Raw genomic sequence first — 21,505 nt, forward strand, 5'->3', positions numbered from 1 at the left:
CGTATCAAGTGCCCAGCCGGTGCCTGAGCAGTTTGCCGGCCGCGTTGCGCGGCAGGGGCGTCTCCGACAGTTCGACCCGCTTCGGGATCTTGAAGCGCGCCAGCTTCCCGGCGCAGAAGCGGGCCAGTTCCGCGTCGTCCGGCGCCGCCGCGCCGGGTCTGGAAACGATCACCGCGGCCGGAACCTCTCCCCATTTCGCATCCGGCCGGCCGACGACCGCGGATTCGGCGATCGATGGATGGGTTTCGAGCACGGCCTCGACCTCCGCCGGGTAGATGTTTTCGCCGCCGGAAATGATGACGTCCCGGCTGCGGCCCCTGATCCGGAGATAGCCGCCGCTGTCGAGGCTGCCGAGATCGCCGGTGCGGTACCAGCCGCCGGCGAAGGCCTCGGCCGTCGCCGCCGGATTGCGCCAGTAGCCGGCGAACAGGTGCGGCGCCCGCACCTGGATTTCGCCGACCGTATCGGCAGGCAGGGCCGTCCCTGCGGCGTCGGCGATGCGCACATCGGTGTGGAAGAACGGCAGCCCGGCCGCGCCGGCTTTGGCCTCGGCATGAGCGGCGTCGACGACGGTCGCCGGCCCGGCGGTTTCGGTCGTGCCGTAGGTCTGCATCACCGGTATGCCGCGCCGTCCGAAATCCCGGATCAGCTCCGGCGGCACCGGCGCGCCGCCGGCCATGATCCAGCGCAGGCTCGAGAGGTTTGCCCGCGCGAAGCCCGGGGCGCCGAGCAGGCCCTGGAGCATGGCGGGGACGGCGAAGAAGTGGTTGACCCGCTCCGCGGCGATCAGTTCCAGAACGGCGGCCGGCTCCCAGGCCGGCGGCAGGATCGCCGTCGCGCCGGCATGGACGAAGAAGGTGACGAAGGACATGCCGCCGACATGGAACATCGGCGCCGGGATCAGGCTCGCGTCCCGGCGGCGGTAGTCCAGGGTGTGCGCCATCGTCGCCGACACCCAATACATGCCGGCGTGGGTCATCACCGCGCCCTTCGGCCGGCCCGTCGTGCCTGAGGTGTAGACCAGCAGCAGCGGGTCGGCCGCAGCCACCGGCGCCTGGTCGCAAACGGCTGCGGTCGCGGCCGCTGCGCGCCTAGCGGCCGATTCTTCGGGCGGCGGCGGCATCGGTGCTTCGTCAAACTGCCAGACGAGTCCGATTCCGGTCCGCGCAGCAAGTGTACGGGCAAGTCCGGCGAAATCCGGATGGGCGATCAACAGCGCCGGCTCGGCGTCCGCCAGAATCCAGGCGAGTTCGTCTGCGGTCAGGCGGACGTTGAGATTGCACAGGATGGTGCCGCGGCGCGCCGCCCCGTAATACAGCGCAACGCCCTCTGCGCTGTTGCGCGAGAGCACGGCAACACGGTCGCCCTTGCCGACCCCGGCGGCCGCAAGGGCAGCGGCGACCGCTTCGGCCCAGGCCTGCAACTGCCCGAAACTCAGGCGCAGCGACCCAGCGACGAGCCCCGGCGTGTTGCGGTCGAGCAGGGCGCGGCGCTCCAGCAGGGCGCCGACGGTCGGGACCGGTCCGGCCGGGCTTTCAGGTCCGGTCACGGTTTGCGGGAGGATGCATCCGGCCGCGCGGTTTCCCTGAACGGCCCGTCCCGCGCTTCGAGAAAGCCGCGCATGCCTTCCTTCTGCAGAACTTCCTGAAGCGCGCGCTGTTCCGGAAAATCGCCGCCAATCACCAGCGTGTCGGCCAGGGCGTGCTGCCGGATGGCGGTGCCGAAGCCCATCGCATCGTAGGCGGCGCGCAGGCTGCGCTTCTTCATCTGAAGGCCCCAGGGCGGTACCAGCGCCAGGCGCGACGCGGCGCGCATCGCTTCGTCCGCCAGCTCCTCCGGCGGAACCACCGCATTCGCCAGCCCCAGGCGGACCATCGCCTGCGCGTCCAGCGCGTCGCCGGTGTAATAGAACTCGTGCACCGCCTTGGCGTGGGTCAGGAAGGGCAGGATCAGAAACGGCGAAAGCGCGCCGTGGCGGATTTCCGGTTCCGCGAGCCGCGCGGTCTCCGAAACGATGGTCAGGTCGCCGGCCATGGCGATGGCGGCCCCGGTGCCGACCGCATGCCCGTTGACCGCCGCGATTACCGGCTGGCGCAGGTGCCAGACTTTCAGGAACAGGTCGGTATTGGCGCGGATGAGGCCCTCGAGTGCCGGGATCGAGGTGTCCTCGATCAGCGACAGATCCCAGCCGGTGGAAAAGGCGCGCTCGCCGGCTCCGGTCAGGATGACGGCGCGCACCTCGCCGTCCGCCTCGAAACCGTCGAGCGCGTGGATCAGTTCACGGTCGGTGATCGTCATGCGCAGCGCGTTCAGCTGGTCCGGCCGGTTGATGACGATCCGGCCGACCGCGCCGCCGCGTTCCAGCGCATGGCGTTCGACGAGAATGTCCCGATATTCCAAGGTCCGCCTCCCCGTCCGGTCGTCGGCCCGCGAGCCGGAACTTCTTTCACAGCGTCACTTTTTGAACTAGCATATGAAACGGTTACGAATACAGCCCAAGCGGGCGTTCCGGGATTGTCTTCGTCTCAATGGAGGAAAATTCGCTCATGTATCGCACGATTTCCGTTATTGCGGCTGCCGCCGCGCTGACCGCCGCCGGCGTGGCCCAGGCGGATACCACGATCCGGCTGGAAACCTACGCCGGCCCGCGCCATGCCATGAATACCAACGGCTGGCCGACCTGGATCAAGGACCTGACGAAAGCCAGCGCCGGCAAGGTCAAGGTCCGGATGACCTATCCGCCGATCAACCCGCGCGTCCTCTACGACCGGGTGCGCGACGGCATCGCCGACATGGCCTGGATCACCCACGGCTACACCACGGGCCGCTTCGTGCTGACCCAGATGGTCGAACTGCCGGGCGCGGACGGCAACGCCGAGCAGATGTCCCGGGCCTTCTGGCGCACCTACACCGGCCGTTTCGGCAAGCGCGACGAGCACAAGGGCGTGCAACTTGTGGCCCTGTTCACCCACGGCCCCGGCCTGGTCCACTCCCGCGGCCCGATCGCCAACATCGGCCAGGTCAAGGGCATGAAGGTGCGCACCGGCGGCGGCGTCCAGAGCCAGATCGCCAAGCGGCTCGGCATCGTGAGCGTTTCCGCCCCGGTGACCAAGGCGCAGGAAATCCTCCAGCAGGGCGTTGCCGACGGCATCTTCTTCTCGATCGAGACGATCTACAGCTTCAAGCTGGGCGGCGTGGTAAAGCATCACTACGCGCTGCCGGGCGGCCTCTATTCGGCCAGCTTCGCCGTGGTGATGAACCAGCGTAAATACGACGGCCTGAACGCGGCCGACAAAGCCGCGCTGAAGAAGGTCGGCGGCGAGCACATGTCCGGCATCATGGGCCGGACCTGGGACGGCGCCGACAGCCTGGCGGTCGAGAAGCTGACGGCCGCGGGCAACAAGGTCGGCGTCTTCGACGCGGCGACCGCAAAGGCCGTCAAGGCCAAGTTGGCCGGGCTCGACGACTGGTGGATCAAGCGCGCCGTGGCCGAGGGCGCCAAGGACGCCGCGGACGTGCTGAAGGCGCTGCGCGCCGAGGTCCAGAAGGTCAAGAAGGGCATGTAGGCAGGACGCGCGCAAGCGCCCTGCCGCCATGCCGAACGCTTCGTCCGATTCGGCGACAGAGCTTCCGCCAGCCCGCTTCACCCAGGGAATTCACCGGGTGTCCGGCGGGCTGGCGGGGCTGTTCCTGTTCTTCATCATGCTGGTCAGCGTGGTCGACGTGTTCGGCCGCGAACTGCTCAATGCGCCCCTGCCCGGCGGCTCTGAGATTACCGAAGTGCTGATGGCGGCGCTGATCTATGCCGGGCTGCCGTCGGTGTGCCGGCAGGAAAGCCATGTCACCATCGACCTGCTCGATCCGTTGACGCCGGAAGCCCTGGTGCGGCCGCGCCAGATCGCGATCAACCTGGTCTGCGCCGCCATCCTCGCCGTCCTCGCGTGGCGGCTCTGGCTCTATGCCGTCAAGATCGCCGACTACGGCGACGTCACGGAATATCTGCGGCTGCCCCAGGCGCCCCTCATCTATTACATGGCGGTGCTGGCCGGGGTCGGCGCGCTGATCTTCCTGGCGAATATCGGGCGCTATCTGCGCGGCCATACCGAGCCGGCGCCGGGGCTGATCTAGCGCGCAGCCGGCAACGCCAGCCATGCTCGCCGCCGCCCTGGGCTTTGCCGTCCTCCTGGTCCTGGTCTTCCTGCGCCTGCCGATCGCCTTCGCCATGGCGCTGGTCGGCGCGGTCGGCTACGCGATCCTGATCGACTGGCCGCCCGCCTTTTCGCTGATCGCCCAGATCGCGCGCGACACGGCGGAATCCTATGCCCTCTCGGTCGTGCCGCTGTTCATCCTGATGGGCAATTTCGTCAGCCGGGCCGGCCTGTCGGAACAGCTCTACACCGCCTCCAACGCCTTCCTCGGCCATCGCCGCGGCGGCCTGGCGATGGCGACCATCGTCGCCTGCGGCGGCTTCAGCGCGATCTGCGGCTCGTCCCTCGCCACGGCGGCGACCATGGCCAAGGTGGCGATGCCGTCGATGCGCCGGTTCGGCTATGCCGACAGCATCGCGACCGGCTCGATCGCCGCCGGCGGCACGCTGGGCATCCTGATCCCGCCCAGCGTGGTCCTCGTCATCTACGGCCTGATCACCCAGTCCGACGTCAGCAAGCTGTTCGCCGCCGGCATCCTCCCCGGCATCGTCGGGATTCTGTTCTACGTCGGCGCGGTGCAGTTCATGATCCAGCTGAAACCGGAACTCGGCCCGCCCGGCGAGCGAACGGCTTGGCCCGAGCGCTGGCGTGCCCTGCGCGACGTCTGGGGCGTGGTGCTGCTGTTCGTCGTCGTGATCGGCGGCATTTATGTCGGCGCGTTCACGCCGACCGAGGCGGCCGGCATCGGCGCGTTCGGAGCGCTGCTGTTCACCCTGTTCAAGCGGGTGCTCGACCGCCGGATGCTGTTCCGGGTGCTGGCGGAGACCGGCGTCACCACATCCATGCTGTTCGTGGTGCTGATCGGCGCGTTGATCTTCGCCAACTTCATCAACGAAACCGGCATGCCGAACCAGCTCGCGGAGTTCGTGCGTTCTCTGGCGATCCAGCCGATCTTCGTGATCTTCGGCATCATGGTGATCTACATCCTGCTCGGCTGCGTGTTCGAGAGCCTGTCGATGCTGCTCCTCACCGTCCCGGTCTTCGTACCGCTGATCGTGGCGCTCGCCGGCGGTCTCGGCATGACCAAAGTGGAAGTGCTGATCTGGTTCGGCATCGTCGTGGTGGTGGTGACCGAGATCAGCCTGATCACGCCGCCGGTCGGCCTGAATGTCTACGTCCTGCGCGGGGTGCTGCCCGACGTCAGCACCGGCACCATCTTCGCCGGCGTGACGCCCTTCTGGTGCGCCGACATCCTGCGCCTCACCCTGATCGTGCTGGTGCCGCCGCTTTCGCTGTTCGTCCCGTCGCTGCTCTGAGGCCGCGCGGGCTTCAGGACGGTCGGCCGGCGTCCTTCCGGTAGGCGTGGTTGGCGTTGAAGCTGGCGGTGAGGTAGTCGCCCCACACGACCGGATCGTAGCGCGGCGGGTTGCCGGGGCCGGTGCAGCTTTCCAGGCAGGCGACCTCGGTCTCGAAATCCGGGTCGAAGAAGAAGGGCAGCGAATAGCGGTCCCGGCCCGGCGCGTTGATGACGCGGTGTACCGTCGAGCGGAAGCGGTCGTTGGTCCAACGCATCAGCATGTCGCCGATATTGACCAGGAACACGCCGGGCAGGTTGGGCGCATCGATCCAGTCGCCGTCGCGGGTCTTGACCTGCAGGCCGCCGACATCGTCCTGCGCCAGGATGGTGATGAAGCCGAAATCGCTGTGCGGTGCGGCGCCATACTGCTCCGGGTCGGCGTCTTCCGGCGCCGGCGGATAGTGCAGGGATCGCACGAACCCCATCGGATTGCGGTAGCGCACGGCAAAGAAGCTTTCAGGCAGATCGAGCGCAGTCTCGAACAGCGGCAACAGCCGCAGGCCGAGGGTCGACATGGCGTCGCGGTAGCCGGCGAGGGCGTTCCGGAACCCGTCGAGCCCGTCCGGCCACGGGTTGACCCCGTGCAACGGCCGCCGTTCCACGACCGCCGGGTCGTCCTCCGCCAGTTCCGGACCGATCAGGAAGGATTCGCTGAGGTTCGGTTTCGCCGCATCCGCCCGGTGCTGATCCGCCATCGGCATATAGCCGCGGTGGCCCATGTTGATCCGGACCGTCAGCTTGTCGGCCATCGGCTGGCCGAAAAAGCGCTGCGCTGCGACGAAGGCGTCCCGGACGACGCGCTTCGCAACGCCGTGATTCGCGATGCCGAAGAAGCCGATCCCCTCAAGCGCAGCGCAGATGTCCGCCGCCGCGGCGGCCCGGCCTGCCTCGACGCCGGCCAGGTAGTCGTGCAGGTCGACAATGGGAATCCGGGATGCCGGAACGTCGCTCATCCTGCCGTTTCCTCGCTGATCCGTTTCAAATTGTATCTCAATATCCTTCTGTCAGAAACCCGCTGCTGTTAACATGGCCGGACGAACGCGCCGCCGGGCGCGACAATTTCGGGCCCGATGCAGCTTTTCCACCCGACCACGATCGACGAAGCCGTTGCCCTCCTCGCCGCGCATGACGAGGCACGCTGCATCGCCGGCGGCCAGAGCCTGGTGGCGATGTTGAACCTCGGCCTGCTCGACCCGCCCGCCCTGGTTTCGCTCCGCAAGGTGGCGGGCCTCGATCGCCTGACCCGGCACGCCGACGGCAGCGTGGCGATGGGCGCGGCCGTCACCCAGGCGGCGCTCGCCTCGGCCGGTCTGCCCGGTGCGCTGGCCGTGCTCAGCGAGGCCGCCCAACAGGTCGCCCACCCGGCGATCCGCAATTTCGGCACCGTCGGCGGCGCGCTGTGCCACGCCGATCCCGCGGCCGACCTGCCGCCCGCCTTCGTCGCCGCCGACGCCCGGCTCACCGCCATCGGGCCGGGCGGCGCGAGACGCATTCGCGCCGATGACTTTTTTCTCGACTATCTGACGACGGCGCTCGCGGAGGATGAAATCCTGACGGAAATCCGCCTGTCCCCGCCGCCGCCCGGCTCCGTCGGCGCCTACCACAAATTCGCCCGGGTCGACGGCGACTATGCCACCGTGTCGGTCGCGGTCGCCCTGACCCTGGAGGGCGGGATCTGCCGGGCCGCGCGGGTCGTGCTGGGCAGTTGCGCCGCGCAGCCCTTGCGCCTCGATGCGGCGGACGCGGCGCTGGCGGATACGCGGCTGGACGACGAAGCCGTCGCGAGGGCCGGCGCCCTGTTGCAGGATGCCGCCGAGCCGCTCGCCGACATGCGCGGCTCCGCCGAGTATCGCCGGCGCATCATTCCCGGCCTGGTCGCGCGCACGGTCGAGGCAGCCAGAGCCAGGTCGGAGGCCCCGGCATGACCGCGGCGGTCGTGGTCGCCCTCGCGGTCAACGGCGAAGCCCTGAGCCCGCTTGCCGGGCCGGGCGAGACGCTGCTCGACATCCTGCGCAGCCGGGCGGAACTGACCGGCAGCAAGCGCGGCTGCAACACCGGCGTGTGCGGCGCCTGCACCGTCCTGGTCGACGGCAAGGCGGCGCGAAGCTGCCTGATGCTGGCCGCCGACTGCGCCGGGCGGGAAATCGTCACGATCGAAGGGTTGGACGGCGACCCGCACGCCGCGCTCCTGCGCGAGGAGATGGCCGGCGCCGGCGCCGTCCAGTGCGGCTACTGCACGCCCGGCATGATCGTCGCCCTGACGGACCTGTTCCGGGGCGCCGCCGAACCGCCCGACGCCGGGGCGGTGCGCCATTGGCTCGGCGGCAACATCTGCCGCTGTACCGGCTATGTCAGCATCGTCGAGGCTGCCGTGAACGCTGGCCGCCGTGCCGTCGGGAGCGAACCCGGAATGGCCGGGCGATGAACGGACTTCCCGAATCGATCGGCGCGCGGCTGCCGCGCCGCGACGCCGCCGACAAGCTGGCCGGTGCGGCGCGCTATACAGACGATCTTTCGCGGCCGGGCATGCTGCACGCCGCGATCCTCAGCAGCCCCTGGCCGAGCGCGCGGATCCTCGGCATCGATACGGCCGCCGCCCGGGCGCTGCCCGGCGTCAAGGCGGTGCTGACCGGGGCCGACCTGCCGGCGCGCCGCTGGGGCCTGTTCGTCTACGACGAGACCCCGCTCGCCGCCGGCGTGGTGCGCTATGTCGGCGAGCCGGTCGCCGCGGTCGCCGCTACCGACCTCGCCACGGCCCGCGCGGCGGCGGCGCTGATCGAGGTGGACTACGAAGAGCTGACGCCGGTGCTGAGCATCGCGGCGGCGTTGGAAGACGGCGCGGTCCCGGTCCATCGGGAATTCGAGAGCTACGAGAAACGCCCGGACCTCGGCTTCGAGCGCGTCAACGAGATCGCGCGCCAGGAGTTCAGCGAAGGCGACGTCGAGGCGGCCTGGGCCGATTGCGATGTCATCGTCGAGGGCGTCTACGAGGTGCCGTCCCAATCGCACGTCTATCTGGAACCGGTCTCCGCGATTGCCGAGTTCGACCGCGCCGGCAAGCTGACCGTCCGGTCCGCCAACCAGTCGGTCAACAAGGTGCAGGCGACCCTGTCGCGGGCCCTCGACCTGCCGATGTCGAAGATCCGCGTCGTCACGCCGGCGGTCGGCGGCGCGTTCGGCGGCAAGTCCGGCGTCACGATCCAGCCGCTGGTCGCCCATCTCGCCCGGGCGACCGGCAGGCCGGTCAAGCTGACGCTGACCAGGGAGGAAGACTTCATGGCGATGCGCCGGCGTCATCCGGCCATCGTCCGCGTCAGGACCGGCGCGAAGGCCGGCGGCACCCTGGTCGCCCGCGATCTCGACATCGTCTACGACGGCGGCGCCTATGCGGAGGACAGCCCGGCCGTGCTCGGCTTCGGCCTGCTGATGGCGCGCGGCCCCTACAAAATCCCAAACTGCCGGCTGCGGGGACGCGCCGTCTACACCAACCGGCTGCGCGCCGCCGGCTTCCGCGGCTACGGCAACCCGCAGGTGACCTTCGCCACCGAAGCGCAGATCGACGAGCTGGCCGACCGGTTGGGCCTCGATCCGGTCGAGTTGCGGCTGAAAAATGCCGTCGAGGCCGGAGGGCGCTGGATCGGCGGCCAGACGATCACGTCCTGCGGCCTGGGAACGTGCCTGACCGAAGCGCGCGACGCCTCCGGCTGGGCCGAAAAGCGCCGGGACGGCGGCATCGGCGCGGGCGGGAAGCGCCGCGGCATCGGCGTCTCCGCCTTCGCGCATATCTGCGGCCTGCTCGGGACGTCGGCGACGGTGCGCCTGCTCGAAGACGGTGCCGTCGCGCTCGCCCACAGCGCCGTCGATCTCGGCCAGGGCGCGGAATCGGCGCTGGCGCAGATCTGCGCCGGCGCGCTCGATATCGATGTCGACCGGGTCGATTCAGCTCCGGCGGACAGCGGCGCGGCGCCCTACAACTGGAGCACCGGCGGCAGCCGGGTGACCTATATGGTCGGCCGCGCCGTGACGCAGGCCGCCGATGCGGTGCGCGAGCAGATCGTCCGCCATGCCGCCGAAACCTTCGAATGCGCGCCCGGCGACATCGAGATCCGGCCGGGCGGCCGGGCGGGGATCGTCGGGGTGCCGGAGCGGGAATTGAGTTTCGGAGAAATCTCGCTGCGCGCGCACTACCGGACCGGCGGCCCGATCATCGGCAGCGGGGCGCTGGTCTATGACGGCGAGGCGTTCGACTACAAGGAAGCGGTCATCCGGAACTATCCTTTCGAGCGCGTCGGCACCTATGTGTTCGGCGCCCATGTCGTCGAGGTCGAGGTCGATACCGTGACCGGAAAGGTGGAGATCCTGCGCGCCTGGGCGGCCCACGACGTCGGCCGCGCGATCAATCCGACGTCGGTCGAGGGCCAGATCCTGGGCGGCTTCGTCCAGGGCGCGGGCTATGCCCTGCTTGAGGAACTGCTTTGGGAAGACGGCCAGCCGGTCAATCCCAGCATGATGGACTACAAGGTCTTCGGCGCGCTCGACCTGCCGCTCGACATTCATCCCATCATCGTCGAAGAGCCGGAACCGTCCGGCCCGTTCGGCGCCAAGGGGATCGGCGAGCCGCCCCTGGTCGGCGCGGCGCCCGCCATCGCCAACGCCGTCGCCCACGCCACCGGCCTGCGGCTGCGGACGATCCCGATGACGCCGGAGCGCGTGCTCGACGCGCTCGGATCGACCGCCCCGGCCGGTTCGCAGGAAGTGGTGGGCCCGGCAGGACTCGAACCTGCAACCAGACCGTTATGAGCGGCCGGCTCTAACCGATTGAGCTACGGGCCCCGGCGCTGCCGCGCCGGTCGGGAAACGTCTGCGGCGATGCTTCCACACCGGCCGCGGCGCGGAAGCCCTACATAGGCCGAACGGTAAACGGCTGCAATTGCCGCCTGCCCGACCGCCCCGGCCTTGTGCTCCGACCGCCTGTTCCCTGCCACGCTCCGGGGCGCTGCCCGCGGTTGCGGCCCGGAGTCCGGTTGCCAGCCGGCCCCGGCCGTCCAACATTCCGCAGAACCATCTCCGGCCCCTGCCGCCCGTCCGCCGATGACCGACATCGCCGCCCCGCCCCGTGCCCATGCGTCCCGTCCCGATGCGCCCCGTCCGGTGGTGCTGTGCATCCTGGACGGCTGGGGCCATCGCGCCGAGGCGGCGAACAATGCCATCGCCCTTGCCGAAACCCCGGTGTGGGACCGGCTCACGGCAGCCTGCCCCTATGCGCTCGGCGATGCGTCGGAACACCATGTCGGGCTGCCGGGCGGACAGATGGGCAATTCCGAGGTCGGCCACATGACGATCGGTGCCGGCCGGGTCGTGCTCCAGGACCTGCCGAAGATCGACGCAGCGGTTGCCGACGGCTCGCTGGCAGACCGGCCGGCCTTCCGCCGCTTCGCCGAATCTCTGTCCGCGACCGGCGGCACCGCCCACCTTCTGGGCCTCATGTCGCCGGGAGGGGTGCATTCCCACCAGCGCCATATCGCGGCAGTGGCGAACGCCCTCGCCGCGCGGGGCATTCCGGTTGCGGTCCACGCCTTTCTCGACGGGCGGGATACGCCGCCCAGAAGTGCCAAGGGTTTCATAACAGACTTCGAGGAGGCCATTGCCGGCAAGGGCCCGATCCGGATCGCGACGGTGAGCGGCCGTTACTTTGCGATGGATCGCGACAGGCGCTGGGATCGCACCGCCGACGCCCATGTAGCGCTGGCGGAGGGGAAAGGCAGTTTGGCGGCCCGCGCCGGTTCGGCCGACGAAGCCATCGATTTTGCCTGGGTGGCCGATGAGACCGACGAGTTCGTCCGGCCGACCGTAGTCGGCGACTACGAGGGCATGAAAGACGGCGACGGCGTGTTCATGGCGAACTTCCGGGCCGACCGGGCGCGGCAAATCCTCAGCGCGCTGCTCGATCCGGAATTCGATGGCTTCGCCCGGCCGCGGGCCGTCCAATTCGCTGCCGCGCTGGGCATGAGCGAAGTTTCCGCGCAGCACAGCGAATGGATGGACACGCTGTTTCCGCCCGAGGCGCCGGCCAACGTGCTGGGTGAGGCGGTCGCCGCCGCCGGCCTGACGCAACTGCGCATCGCGGAGACCGAGAAATACGCCCATGTCACCTTCTTCCTGAACGGGGGCCGGGAGGCGCCTTTCGCCGGCGAGGAGCGAATCCTGGTCCCGTCGCCCAAGGTGGCGACCTACGACCTGCAGCCGGAAATGTCGGCGCCGGAACTGACGGACCGGCTGGTCGCGGCGGTCGATGGCGGCGCGTTCGACCTGATCGTCGTCAACTATGCCAATACGGATATGGTCGGCCATACCGGCGACATGGCGGCGGCGGTCAGGGCGGTGGAAACGGTCGATTCCTGTCTCGGCCGGCTGGAGGCGGCGGTGACGGTTGCGGGCGGGGCCCTGCTCATCACCGCGGACCACGGCAACGCCGAACAGATGGCCGATCCCGAGACCCGGCAGAACCACACCGCCCACACGCGCAATCCGGTGCCGATCCTGCTCGCCGCAGGCGCAGCCGGGCGCACCCTGCGCAGCGGGACACTGGCCGATATTGCGCCGACGGTCCTGGATCTCATGGGGCTTGCCCAGCCTCGCGAAATGACCGGCGCGTCCCTGCTCGGCGGCCGCGCCGCAGGCTCGGCGACCATTGCTGCCTAGTGCCGCCCGGTCGCTGCTTGCGGCGGTCGCCGCGATGGCCGCCGTATCCGCCATGTTTGCATTGCAAACGGGCGAAGCGGCCGCCCGGAACGAACGGGACCGGCTGGAGGACGTCGAGCGCCGGATCGACAAGGGCCGCGGCCGGGATGCCGCGCTGACCCGGCACGCTGGCAAACTCGCCGTGGAGGTGCGCGCCCTTCGGCAACGGGTCGTTTCCGTGGCCCGCCGCCTCCAGGTCCAGGAAAGCGCGCTGATGCGCGTCAAACTCGGCCTGGCGCGGCTGGAAGAGGCAATTCGCCGGGACAACGCCGAATACCGGCGCAACGAACGGCAGTTCCTGCGCATTGTCGGGGCGCTTCGGCGCATCCGGAGCAACCCGCCGGGCGTCCTTGCCATGCATTTCGCCGACGCGCAGGACGCAATTCGCAGCACGATCGTCCTGCGCTCCCTGGTGCCGCGGCTGCGCGCCCGCGCGGATCTGCTGCGCCGCAAGGCGGCGGACTACAACAAGCGCCGCCGCAACGTCTCGCGGCAGCGCGAAGACATCGCGTCGAAGGCCGGGCAACTGCGCGGCACCCGGCAGGAGCTCGCCGCCTTGCTGGGGCGCCAGGTCCGCCTGTTGGCCGAGACCCGGGAGGAAAAGGCCGAAGTCCGCCGCCGCCTCGCCCGGCTGACCCGGCAGGCGGAGACGCTGCACGACCTGATGGCGAACCTGGAACGGGAGACTACCGTCGCCTCGCCGAAACGGCCGGCACGCGCGGCCACGCTGACACGGCCGGAACGGCTCCGCCGCTTCCGCGATGCCCGCGGCAGGGTCGTCCCGCCTGTCCCGGCACGCGTCGTGAAGCGGTTCAGCGACCGGGACCGGTTCGGCCTCGCCGTAAACGGGCTGCGCTTCGCCGCCCGGGCCGGCACGCAGGCCGTTGCGCCATATGACGGCCAAATTGTGTTTGCAGGATCGTTCCGCAGCTATGGACCGATCTTGATCATCGAGCATACCGACGGATATCACTCTCTCATCGCCGGTCTGGTGCGAATCGATGTCGTGAACCGGCAATGGGTGCTGGCCGGCGAGCCGGTCGGTATCGTCGGGAAAACGGAAACGCCGACTCCTTGGCTCTATCTCGAGCTGAGACAGCGCGGCCGCCCAATCGATCCGCAGCCCTGGCTGGCGGCGGATAAACGCAAGGTAGACGGATGAAACGTATTGCGCTTGCCGTTCTCTTCCTGGTTTCGGCGACGATCGCCGTACCGGCCTCCGCTCCCGTCCGGGCCGCGGACGAGAAGGAACCCGACACCTACAGATATCTCGACCTGTTCGGCGCCGTCTTCGAGCGGGTGCGCTCCGGCTATGTCGAGAAGGTCACCGACAAAAAGCTGATGGAAGCCGCGATCAACGGCATGCTGCAGTCGCTCGACCCGCATTCCAACTATATGAGCGCCGAAGCCTTCAAGGAGATGCAGGTCGATACGGCCGGCAAGTTCGGCGGCCTCGGCATCCAGGTCACGACGGAGCGCGGCATCGTGAAGGTGATCTCGCCGCTCGACGATACGCCGGCCGCAAGGGCGGGCATCCGCGCGAACGACCTGATCACCCATATCGACGGCAAGCCGATCATCGGCATTTCCCTGCGCGAAGCCGTCAACATGATGCGCGGCCCGGTCGATTCGAAGATCACGATCAAGATCCGGCGCAAGGGAGTCGATCCGTTCGACGTCACCATTGTCCGGGCCATCATTACGGTCAAGTCGGTGCGCCACCGGACGATCGGCAATATCGGCTACATCCGGATCACGGCGTTCACCCAGCAGACCAAGGTCGGCCTGGATACCGCGCTCAGCGAATTCCGGCGCAAGCCGGGCAAGGCATGGGGCGGCGTCGTGCTCGACCTGCGCAACAATCCGGGCGGCCTGCTCTCCCAGGCGATCGACGTCACCGACAGTTTCCTCGACCGCGGCGAGATCGTCTCGACCCGCGGCCGCGAAGCCAAGATCAGCAGCCGATACAACGCCAAGAAGGGCGATATGACCGATGGCCTGCCGATCGTCGTGCTGATCAACAGCGGCTCCGCTTCGGCCTCGGAAATCGTCGCCGGCGCGCTGCAGGACCATCGCCGGGCCATCCTCATGGGCACCAAGAGCTTCGGCAAGGGTTCGGTCCAGACCGTCGTGCCCCTGGGCAACCAGGGCGCCATGCGGCTGACCACCGCCCGCTACTACACGCCGTCGGGCCGCTCGATCCAGGCCAAGGGCATCGTTCCGGACATCGTCGTCGAGCAGGCGAAAGTGACGGCGCTGGCGCCGCGCGGCCTCGGCCGGGAGGTCGACCTGCCGAACGCCCTGGATGCGGAGAGGAAGGATAACGGAAGGAAGCAGGAAGGCGCCGGTTCGAGCGGCGGCGACAGTCCCGCGGCGGCCGGCGAGAAGGCGCCCGACGATTACCAGTTGTCCCGCGCCGTCGACCTGCTGAGGGGGCTCGCGCTCTTCAGGAAAGTGAACGGCGGCGAATAGGCGCCGCCGCAGCGGCCGCACCGGCTACGGACGCCGTGACCGGCGCCGCCCCGCCGCCGGCGACGGACGATGCCGGACCGGGCCCCGAATACCGGCGCGGCGTCGGCATCATGCTGCTCAACCGTGCGGGCCGGGTGTTCGTTGCCGAGCGGATCGATACGCCGGGCGCCTGGCAGATGCCCCAGGGCGGCATCGACGCCGGCGAGGCGCCGGCGGCGGCGGCGCACCGGGAACTCGCCGAAGAGACCGGTATCGACACTGTGACGCTTCTTGCGGAGAGCCGCGGCTGGCTCAGCTACGACCTGCCGGCGGACCTGCGCGGCCGGGTCTGGCAGGGCCGCTATGTCGGCCAGGCGCAGAAATGGTTCGCCATGCGCTTCGACGGAGCGGACTCCGAAATCTGCATCGGCGGCGCCCACGCGGAATTCAGCGCCTGGCGGTGGATGGAGCCGGAGCGCCTGCCGGCGCTGATCGTCGGATTCAAGCGGCCGCTCTACGAAACGGTGCTGGCGGAATTCGCCCCGGCGATCGCGGCGCTGGCGCGCGGATAGCGGGGCCGGGGCGCGTCACCGGCCCGGTCGTTTCGGCTGACAGCGGGCGGATATCCGGCGGATCGCCGGGGTTTCGAGGCGCCGGTCAGACCCCGGCGGCGAGCGGCGGCCGGCCGGCCCGGGTACGCCATTTCAGAACCGCGTAAATGACCCTCGACATCCAGGTGGAAAGACGGCTGTGCGGCTTGAGGCCGGCCGCCTTGAAGGCCATCGCCACCGCGCGTTGGACATGGTGGAAACGGTAGAAGCCGTACACCGTCGCGGAGTATTCCCGGTTGGCGGCTTTACGGTCATAGTCGCCGCCCCGGTTGTTCGCCGCGAAATAGGCGTAGGCGAGCTCGTCGTCTTCCGTCTCGCGCGCCCGGCTCAGTGCAACCCAGAAGCGCCGTATTCGGCCGATCCGTTCGATCTCCAGATAGCGCTTCTCGTGCTTGTAGAAGAGCTTGTAGTGCCGCAATTCGTCGGCGGCGATTTTGTGGCAGATTTGTTTGAGCACCGGCTCCTCGGCCGCGTTGGCGAGGGCCGTGTACATGGAAGAGGTGCCGCATTCGACGACGCAGCGGGCGACCAGCTCGCCGACCCGCGAGCCGCGCACGGATCTGGCCATGCCGGTGGGCAGTTTGACGTTGGCGGCAAAATCGTCGAAGGCGGCAGGAAAATCGAAGGACGGATCGGCCATTTCGGCCCAGCGGCCCAGGGCGTCGCCATGCTGGACCTCTTCCTCGGCCCACCCGACCGCAGCTTCGGAAAACTCGGGATCGTCCTCGAACACTTCCTGGAGATACCGGCCGTAATCGCGGCCGTTCTTCTCCACAAGGCTCGCCGCCTTGACGACCTTGAGCAGTTCGGGATCAACCTTGCCCGGGTCGAACTTCTCCCAGGCAATATCGTCGAGCGTCCAGTGCTTCACCGCTTTGCCTCGAACCGTCGGCAGTCCGCTGCCTTCACCGATGACGGGGCGGCCCCCCAATCCGCCCGGATTGACCGCCCGTAATATAGGCGGCGCGCCCCGGCGCGTCCAGCGGTCGGAAGCGTTTACATCCGGTCCGGTCGTGCGATGAAAGACCGGTCAGCCGGCCGCGGCTAGCATGGCTTCGCGCGTTGCGATTCGCGCCTCGGCGGCGGTGCGTTCCTCGGGCGATTTGGCGTCGGCGGCGTCTTCGCGCAAATTCTTCAGTTCGGCTTCGATGGCGTTGCGGTCGATATCCTCGACCCGGACCGCTTCCTCGGCCAGCACCGTGCAGCGCTCGCCGGTGACCTCACAGAATCCGCCGGCGACGAAGATGCGGTCGGTCACGGCATTGCCGTTCCAGACCTGGATCACGCCGGTGCGCACCCCGGAAATCAGCAGCGAATGGCGCGGCAGGACGCCGAAATCGCCCTCGGCGCCGGGGACGACGACCATGTCGACGGCCTCGGAGGACAACAGCCGCTCCGGCGACACCAGTTCGAATTCGACTTTCTCGTCAGCCATGCTTCAGCCCGTTTCCGGCCCGCCCGTTATTGGCCCGTTTGCGCGTTGCCTGCGCAGGCGCCGCTCAGGCGGCCTCCGCCGCCATCTTTCGCGCTTTTTCGAGCGTCTCGTCGATGTTGCCGCACATATAGAAGGCGCCTTCGGGAATGTGGTCGTAGTCGCCGTCCACGATGCCCCGGAAGCCCGAGATCGTTTCCTCGAGCGGCACCTGAACGCCCGGGAAGCCGGTGAAGACCTGGGCGACGTCGAACGGCTGGGAAAGGAAACGCTGGATCTTGCGCGCCCGGGCGACGACCAGCTTGTCGTCCTCCGAGAGCTCGTCCATGCCGAGGATGGCGATGATGTCCTGCAGCGCCTTGTAGGACTGCAGGACCTCCTGCACATCGCGGGCGGTCTGATAGTGTTCCTCGCCCAGGATGCGCGGGTCGAGGATCCGCGAGGTCGAATCGAGCGGATCCACGGCCGGGTAGATGCCGAGTTCGGCGATCTGGCGCGACAGCACGGTGGTGGCGTCCAGATGGGCGAAGGACGTCGCCGGGGCCGGGTCGGTCAGGTCGTCCGCCGGCACGTAGATCGCCTGCACCGAGGTGATCGAGCCCTTCTTGGTGGTGGTAATCCGCTCCTGCAGCGCGCCCATGTCGGTCGCCAGCGTCGGCTGATAGCCCACCGCCGACGGTATGCGGCCGAGCAGCGCCGACACTTCCGAGCCGGCCTGGGTGAAGCGGAAGATGTTGTCGACGAAGAACAGCACGTCCTGCCCCTCCTCGTCGCGGAAATATTCGGCGAGGGTGAGGCCGCTGAGGCCGACCCGGGCGCGGGCGCCCGGCGGCTCGTTCATCTGGCCGTAGACCAGCGCGGCCTTCGAACCCTCGGTGGTGTCTTCGCCCAGCTTGATCACGCCGGATTCGATCATTTCGTGATAGAGGTCGTTGCCCTCGCGGGTGCGCTCGCCGACGCCGGCGAACACGGAAAAGCCGCCGTGGGTCTTTGCGATGTTGTTGATCAGCTCCATGATCAGCACGGTCTTGCCGACCCCGGCGCCGCCGAACAGGCCGATCTTGCCGCCGCGCTGGTAGGGCGCCAGCAGGTCGACGACCTTGATGCCGGTGACCAGCACCTCCTGCTCCGTCGACTGTTCGACGAATTCCGGCGCCGGCTTGTGGATCGGCGAGGTCCGCGTGTGGCCGACCGGGCCGCGCTCGTCGATCGGGTCCCCGATCACGTTGATGATCCGGCCGAGGGTCTCCGGGCCGACCGGAACCTCGATCGGCTTGCCCATGTCCTCGACGCTCTGGCCGCGCACCAGGCCTTCGGTCGAATCCATGGCGACCGTCCGCACCGTGGATTCGCCCAGATGCTGCGCCACTTCGAGGACGAGGGGCTGGCCGCCCCGTTCGGTGTGCAGGGCATTCAGAATCTCGGGCAATTCGCCTTCGAACTGAACGTCCACGACGGCGCCCAGCACCTGCGAGACCTTGCCGACGTTATTCCTGGCCATCGATAGCTCCCGTTCTCTAGAGCGCCTCGGCGCCCGAGATGATTTCGATCAGTTCCTTGGTGATCTGCGCCTGGCGCGTGCGGTTGTAGGTCAGCGTCAGTCCGGCGATCATGTCTCCGGCATTGCGCGTCGCGTTGTCCATCGCGGTCATGCGCGCGCCGTGCTCGCTCGCGGCGCTCTCCAGCAGGCCGCGGAACACCTGCACCGCCAGGTTGCGCGGCAGCAGGTCGGCGAGAATTTCCGCTTCGTCGGGCTCGTAGGAATAGATTGCCGCCGGGGCCCCGGCGCCGCTGTCGGACTCGTCCTCCGCTGCGCTTTCCGGCGGCGCGAAGGGAATGAGCTGCTGGGCGGTGACGACCTGGCTGATGACCGATTTGAACCGGTTGTAGATCATCGTGCAGACGTCGAATTCGCCGGCCTCGAACATCTCGGTGATTTTTCCGGCGATCGCGTCGGCATCCTCGAAGCCCAGCCGGCGCCGGCCGATATCGCTGTAGGCGCCGACGATCGCATCGGCCCAGTCGCGGCGCAGCAGGTCCCGGCCCTTGCGGCCGACGCAGACGATTTTGACCGTCTTGCCCGCTTCGGTCAGCTCGGCGGCCATCTGGCGGGTCCGGCGCACGATGCCGGTGTTGAAGCCGCCGCACAGGCCGCGGTCGGAGGTGACCGCGACGAGCAGGTGGGTCCGGTCGTCCCCGGTGCCGGCCAGCATGGGCGAAACGCCGGCGCGGCCCTGCAGGCTGGCCGCCAGCGAGCCGAGCATCCGGTCCATGCGCTCGGCATAGGGCCGGGCGGCTTCCGCCTGCTCCTGCGCGCGGCGCAGCTTCGCGGCGGCGACCATCTTCATCGCCGACGTGATCTTCTGCGTCGACTTCACGCTCGCGATGCGGTTGCGCAGGTCTTTGAGGCTCGCCATGCCGCCGATCTATCCCTTTGGCTCCGTTTTCCGGCCGGACCGCGCGACTCGCCGGGCGGTTTCGCGGTCCTTCCCGAAAGCCCCGAATCCCTTACGCGAAGGTCTTGACGAAATCGTCAAGGAAGGCCTTGAGCTTCGCCTCGGTCTCGTCGCTGACCACGCCTTCCTCGCGGACCGTCGCCAGGATATCGGCGCCCTTGTCGCGAATCGCGGCGAGATACTGGGCCTCGAAGCGGGTCACGTCCCGCATCGCGATCGTGTCGAGATAGCCGTTCACGCCGGCGAAGATCGACACGACCTGCTCATCCATCGAAAGCGGCGCATACTGGTCCTGCTTCAGCAGCTCGGTGAGGCGCGCGCCGCGCGCGAGCTGGCGCTGGGTGGCGGCGTCGAGATCGGAGGCGAACTGGGAGAAGGCCTCCAGCTCGCGATACTGGGCCAGTTCCAGCTTGATCGATCCGGCGACCTGGCGCATCGCCTTGACCTGGGCGGCCGAGCCGACGCGCGACACCGACAGGCCGACATTGATGGCCGGGCGGATGCCCTTGTAGAACAGGTTGGTCTCCAGGAAGATCTGGCCGTCGGTGATCGAGATCACGTTGGTCGGGATGTAGGCCGAGACGTCGTTCGCCTGGGTCTCGATGATCGGCAGGGCGGTCAGCGAGCCGGCGCCGTGCTCCTCGTTCATCTTCGCCGCCCGTTCGAGCAGGCGTGAGTGCAGGTAGAACACGTCGCCGGGGTAGGCCTCGCGTCCCGGCGGGCGGCGCAGCAGCAGCGACATCTGGCGATAGGAGACCGCCTGCTTCGACAGGTCGTCGTAGACGATCACCGCGTGCATGCCGTTGTCGCGGAAATATTCGCCCATCGTGCAGCCGGTATAGGGCGCCAGGAACTGCAGCGGCGCCGGGTCGGACGCGGTGGCGGCGACGACGATGGAATAGTCCATCGCGCCGTTCTCCTCGAGCGTCTTGACGATCTGCGCGACTGTGGAGCGCTTTTGTCCGACGGCAACGTAGATGCAGTGCAGCTTGGTCGCCGGGTCCTCGTCGGCGTTGACGCCCTTCTGGTTGATGAAGGTGTCGATCGCCACCGCCGTCTTGCCCGTCTGCCGGTCGCCGATGATCAGTTCGCGCTGGCCGCGCCCGATCGGCACCAGGGCATCCAGCGCCTTCAGGCCGGTCTGCATCGGCTCGTGCACCGAACGGCGCGGGATGATGCCCGGCGCCTTGACCTCGACGCGCGCGCGCTCGGCTGCTTCGATCGGGCCCTTGCCGTCGACCGGGTTGCCCAGGCCGTCGACCACCCGGCCGAGCAGGCCGGTGCCGACCGGCACGTCGACGATGGCGCCGGTCCGCTTGACGGTATCGCCCTCGCGGATGTCCCGGTCGTCGCCGAAAATCACGATGCCGACATTGTCGATCTCGAGGTTCAGCGCCATGCCCTTGATGCCGCCCGGGAACTCGACCATCTCGCCGGCCTGGACATTGTCCAGCCCGTAGACCCGGGCGATCCCGTCGCCGACCGACAGCACCTGGCCGACCTCGGCGACATCGGCTTCGGTATCGAAGTCGGCGATCTGCTGTTTCAGGATTGCGGAGATTTCTGCGGCCTGGATGTCCATGCCCTCAGGCTCCCTTCATCGCAAGTTGCATGCGCTGCAGTTTGGTCCTGACCGAGGAATCGACCATCCGGGAGCCGACCCGGACCACCAGCCCGCCGATCAGCGCCGGATCGACCGCCGTCTCGACCCGCACCTTCGACCCGACGGCTTTCCGCAGGGTCTCGGCGAGCCGGTCCAGCTGTGCGTCGCTCAGCGCCGCGGCGCTCGCCACATAGGCCGTTTCCTCGCCGCGCCGCCGCGCCAGCACGGCCAGAAAGGCGTCGATCATTGCGCCCATCGCGAACAGGCGGCGGTTCTGGCCGACGACGCCGACGAAGCGGCGCGTCAGGTCGCCGACACCGGCCCTTTCGAGAACGGCCATCATCGCCGCGGTCTGGACCTGGCGGTCGATGAGCGGCGACCGGACCAGGCGGCGCAGGTCGTCGCTGTCCTCCAGCATGGATTTCAGCCCGCGCAGGTCATCGGCCACGGCGTCGAGCTGTTTCGCTTCGTCCGCCATGTCATAGAGCGCCGTTGCGTACCGCTCGGCGATGCCGCTGGTATCACTCGAATTTGACGCCAAAATCCGATGTCCCGCTCCACGGCATGCGGCGAACCCTCAGCGCCGGAGCGCGGCAGACTGCCGTGGAAATTGGTGATTTTTCCAGGAAATTCCGGGGCGAACGCATGCCCGGACCCCTGCCTGTCAGGCCGGATTTTGCTAACATAGTGGCTTCGGAATCGGCAA

General features: G+C 68.5%; 20 protein-coding genes and 1 tRNA gene. 9 read left to right on the forward strand and 12 right to left on the reverse strand.

Annotated elements, in window-relative coordinates:
* Nucleotides 1-4: 4 nt before the first annotated feature.
* On the reverse strand, nt 5-1,549 hold the full coding sequence (locus OXM58_07005) for an AMP-binding protein (protein MDE0148105.1): 1,545 nt from the start codon (nt 1,547-1,549) through the stop codon (nt 5-7).
* Nucleotides 1,546-2,400 (reverse strand): enoyl-CoA hydratase/isomerase family protein, encoded by an 855-nt coding sequence (locus tag OXM58_07010; protein ID MDE0148106.1) that lies wholly within the window; start codon nt 2,398-2,400, stop codon nt 1,546-1,548. The genes OXM58_07005 and OXM58_07010 overlap by 4 nt, the downstream gene beginning before the upstream one ends.
* A gap of 146 nt (nt 2,401-2,546) precedes the next feature.
* On the opposite strand from OXM58_07010, the gene OXM58_07015 reads away from it, so the two are divergent.
* The 3 genes from OXM58_07015 to OXM58_07025 are packed head-to-tail and all read left to right on the forward strand — an operon-like array spanning nt 2,547 to nt 5,464.
* Nucleotides 2,547-3,566, forward strand: a complete 1,020-nt coding sequence (locus OXM58_07015; GenBank protein MDE0148107.1) for a TRAP transporter substrate-binding protein — start codon at nt 2,547-2,549, stop codon at nt 3,564-3,566.
* A 28-nt stretch (nt 3,567-3,594) separates the two neighbouring features.
* Complete coding sequence (locus tag OXM58_07020; protein ID MDE0148108.1) at nt 3,595-4,128, forward strand: TRAP transporter small permease; 534 nt, start codon at nt 3,595-3,597, stop codon at nt 4,126-4,128.
* Nucleotides 4,129-4,150: 22 nt separating this feature from the next.
* A complete protein-coding gene (locus tag OXM58_07025; GenBank protein ID MDE0148109.1) occupies nt 4,151-5,464 on the forward strand; it encodes a TRAP transporter large permease in 1,314 nt (437 codons plus the stop codon).
* Nucleotides 5,465-5,477: 13 nt separating this feature from the next.
* Here OXM58_07025 and OXM58_07030 read toward each other — a convergent pair whose 3' ends face one another.
* On the reverse strand, nt 5,478-6,458 hold the full coding sequence (locus OXM58_07030; protein MDE0148110.1) for an isopenicillin N synthase family oxygenase: 981 nt from the start codon (nt 6,456-6,458) through the stop codon (nt 5,478-5,480).
* Nucleotides 6,459-6,575: 117 nt separating this feature from the next.
* On the opposite strand from OXM58_07030, the gene OXM58_07035 reads away from it, so the two are divergent.
* Nucleotides 6,576-7,430, forward strand: coding sequence for a xanthine dehydrogenase family protein subunit M (locus OXM58_07035; GenBank protein ID MDE0148111.1), 855 nt, complete (start codon nt 6,576-6,578; stop codon nt 7,428-7,430).
* Nucleotides 7,427-7,930, forward strand: a complete 504-nt coding sequence (locus OXM58_07040; protein ID MDE0148112.1) for a (2Fe-2S)-binding protein — start codon at nt 7,427-7,429, stop codon at nt 7,928-7,930. Before OXM58_07035 ends, OXM58_07040 begins: the two co-directional genes overlap by 4 nt.
* Here the strand turns inward: OXM58_07040 and OXM58_07045 are convergent.
* The 3 genes from OXM58_07045 to OXM58_07055 all read right to left on the reverse strand — a co-directional run bounded on the left by OXM58_07045 (nt 7,852) and on the right by OXM58_07055 (nt 10,338).
* The gene (locus tag OXM58_07045) at nt 7,852-9,357 is read right to left on the reverse strand and encodes a hypothetical protein (GenBank protein ID MDE0148113.1); all 1,506 of its coding nucleotides are present in this window, start codon (nt 9,355-9,357) and stop codon (nt 7,852-7,854) included. The two genes, OXM58_07040 and OXM58_07045, sit on opposite strands and share 79 nt — an antisense overlap.
* 87 nt (nt 9,358-9,444) lie before the next feature.
* Nucleotides 9,445-10,170, reverse strand: coding sequence for a hypothetical protein (locus OXM58_07050; GenBank protein MDE0148114.1), 726 nt, complete (start codon nt 10,168-10,170; stop codon nt 9,445-9,447).
* A gap of 91 nt (nt 10,171-10,261) precedes the next feature.
* Nucleotides 10,262-10,338 (reverse strand) — tRNA-Ile (locus tag OXM58_07055).
* Nucleotides 10,339-10,596: 258 nt separating this feature from the next.
* On the opposite strand from OXM58_07055, the gene gpmI reads away from it, so the two are divergent.
* Genes gpmI through OXM58_07075 form a run of 4 tightly spaced genes read left to right on the forward strand, consistent with a single transcriptional unit; the run spans nt 10,597 to nt 15,269 of the window.
* Nucleotides 10,597-12,207: a 2,3-bisphosphoglycerate-independent phosphoglycerate mutase gene (gene gpmI, locus OXM58_07060; protein ID MDE0148115.1), complete on the forward strand. Its 1,611-nt coding sequence runs from the start codon at nt 10,597-10,599 to the stop codon at nt 12,205-12,207.
* Between the two features lie 34 nt (nt 12,208-12,241).
* Nucleotides 12,242-13,408, forward strand: a complete 1,167-nt coding sequence (locus tag OXM58_07065; GenBank protein MDE0148116.1) for a peptidoglycan DD-metalloendopeptidase family protein — start codon at nt 12,242-12,244, stop codon at nt 13,406-13,408.
* Nucleotides 13,405-14,718, forward strand: coding sequence for a S41 family peptidase (locus OXM58_07070; GenBank protein MDE0148117.1), 1,314 nt, complete (start codon nt 13,405-13,407; stop codon nt 14,716-14,718). The genes OXM58_07065 and OXM58_07070 overlap by 4 nt, the downstream gene beginning before the upstream one ends.
* A 35-nt stretch (nt 14,719-14,753) precedes the next feature.
* Nucleotides 14,754-15,269, forward strand: a complete 516-nt coding sequence (locus OXM58_07075) for an RNA pyrophosphohydrolase (GenBank protein MDE0148118.1) — start codon at nt 14,754-14,756, stop codon at nt 15,267-15,269.
* 85 nt (nt 15,270-15,354) lie between these two features.
* Here the strand turns inward: OXM58_07075 and OXM58_07080 are convergent, their stop codons facing one another.
* The 6 genes from OXM58_07080 to OXM58_07105 form a co-directional block, all read right to left on the reverse strand.
* Complete coding sequence (locus OXM58_07080; GenBank protein MDE0148119.1) at nt 15,355-16,179, reverse strand: ferritin-like domain-containing protein; 825 nt, start codon at nt 16,177-16,179, stop codon at nt 15,355-15,357.
* Nucleotides 16,180-16,338: 159 nt separating this feature from the next.
* On the reverse strand, nt 16,339-16,743 hold the full coding sequence (locus OXM58_07085) for a F0F1 ATP synthase subunit epsilon (protein ID MDE0148120.1): 405 nt from the start codon (nt 16,741-16,743) through the stop codon (nt 16,339-16,341).
* Between the two features lie 64 nt (nt 16,744-16,807).
* Entirely contained in the window at nt 16,808-18,241 is a 1,434-nt protein-coding gene (gene atpD / locus OXM58_07090) for a F0F1 ATP synthase subunit beta (GenBank protein ID MDE0148121.1), read from the reverse strand.
* 16 nt (nt 18,242-18,257) lie between these two features.
* Nucleotides 18,258-19,157 (reverse strand): F0F1 ATP synthase subunit gamma, encoded by a 900-nt coding sequence (locus OXM58_07095; protein MDE0148122.1) that lies wholly within the window; start codon nt 19,155-19,157, stop codon nt 18,258-18,260.
* A 91-nt stretch (nt 19,158-19,248) separates the two neighbouring features.
* Nucleotides 19,249-20,778 (reverse strand): F0F1 ATP synthase subunit alpha, encoded by a 1,530-nt coding sequence (gene atpA / locus OXM58_07100; protein MDE0148123.1) that lies wholly within the window; start codon nt 20,776-20,778, stop codon nt 19,249-19,251.
* Between the two features lie 4 nt (nt 20,779-20,782).
* A complete protein-coding gene (locus tag OXM58_07105; protein ID MDE0148124.1) occupies nt 20,783-21,340 on the reverse strand; it encodes a F0F1 ATP synthase subunit delta in 558 nt (185 codons plus the stop codon).
* Nucleotides 21,341-21,505: the final 165 nt, after the last annotated feature.

This window comes from Rhodospirillaceae bacterium, assembly GCA_028819475.1.
Taxonomy (GTDB): Bacteria; Pseudomonadota; Alphaproteobacteria; order Bin65; family Bin65; genus Bin65.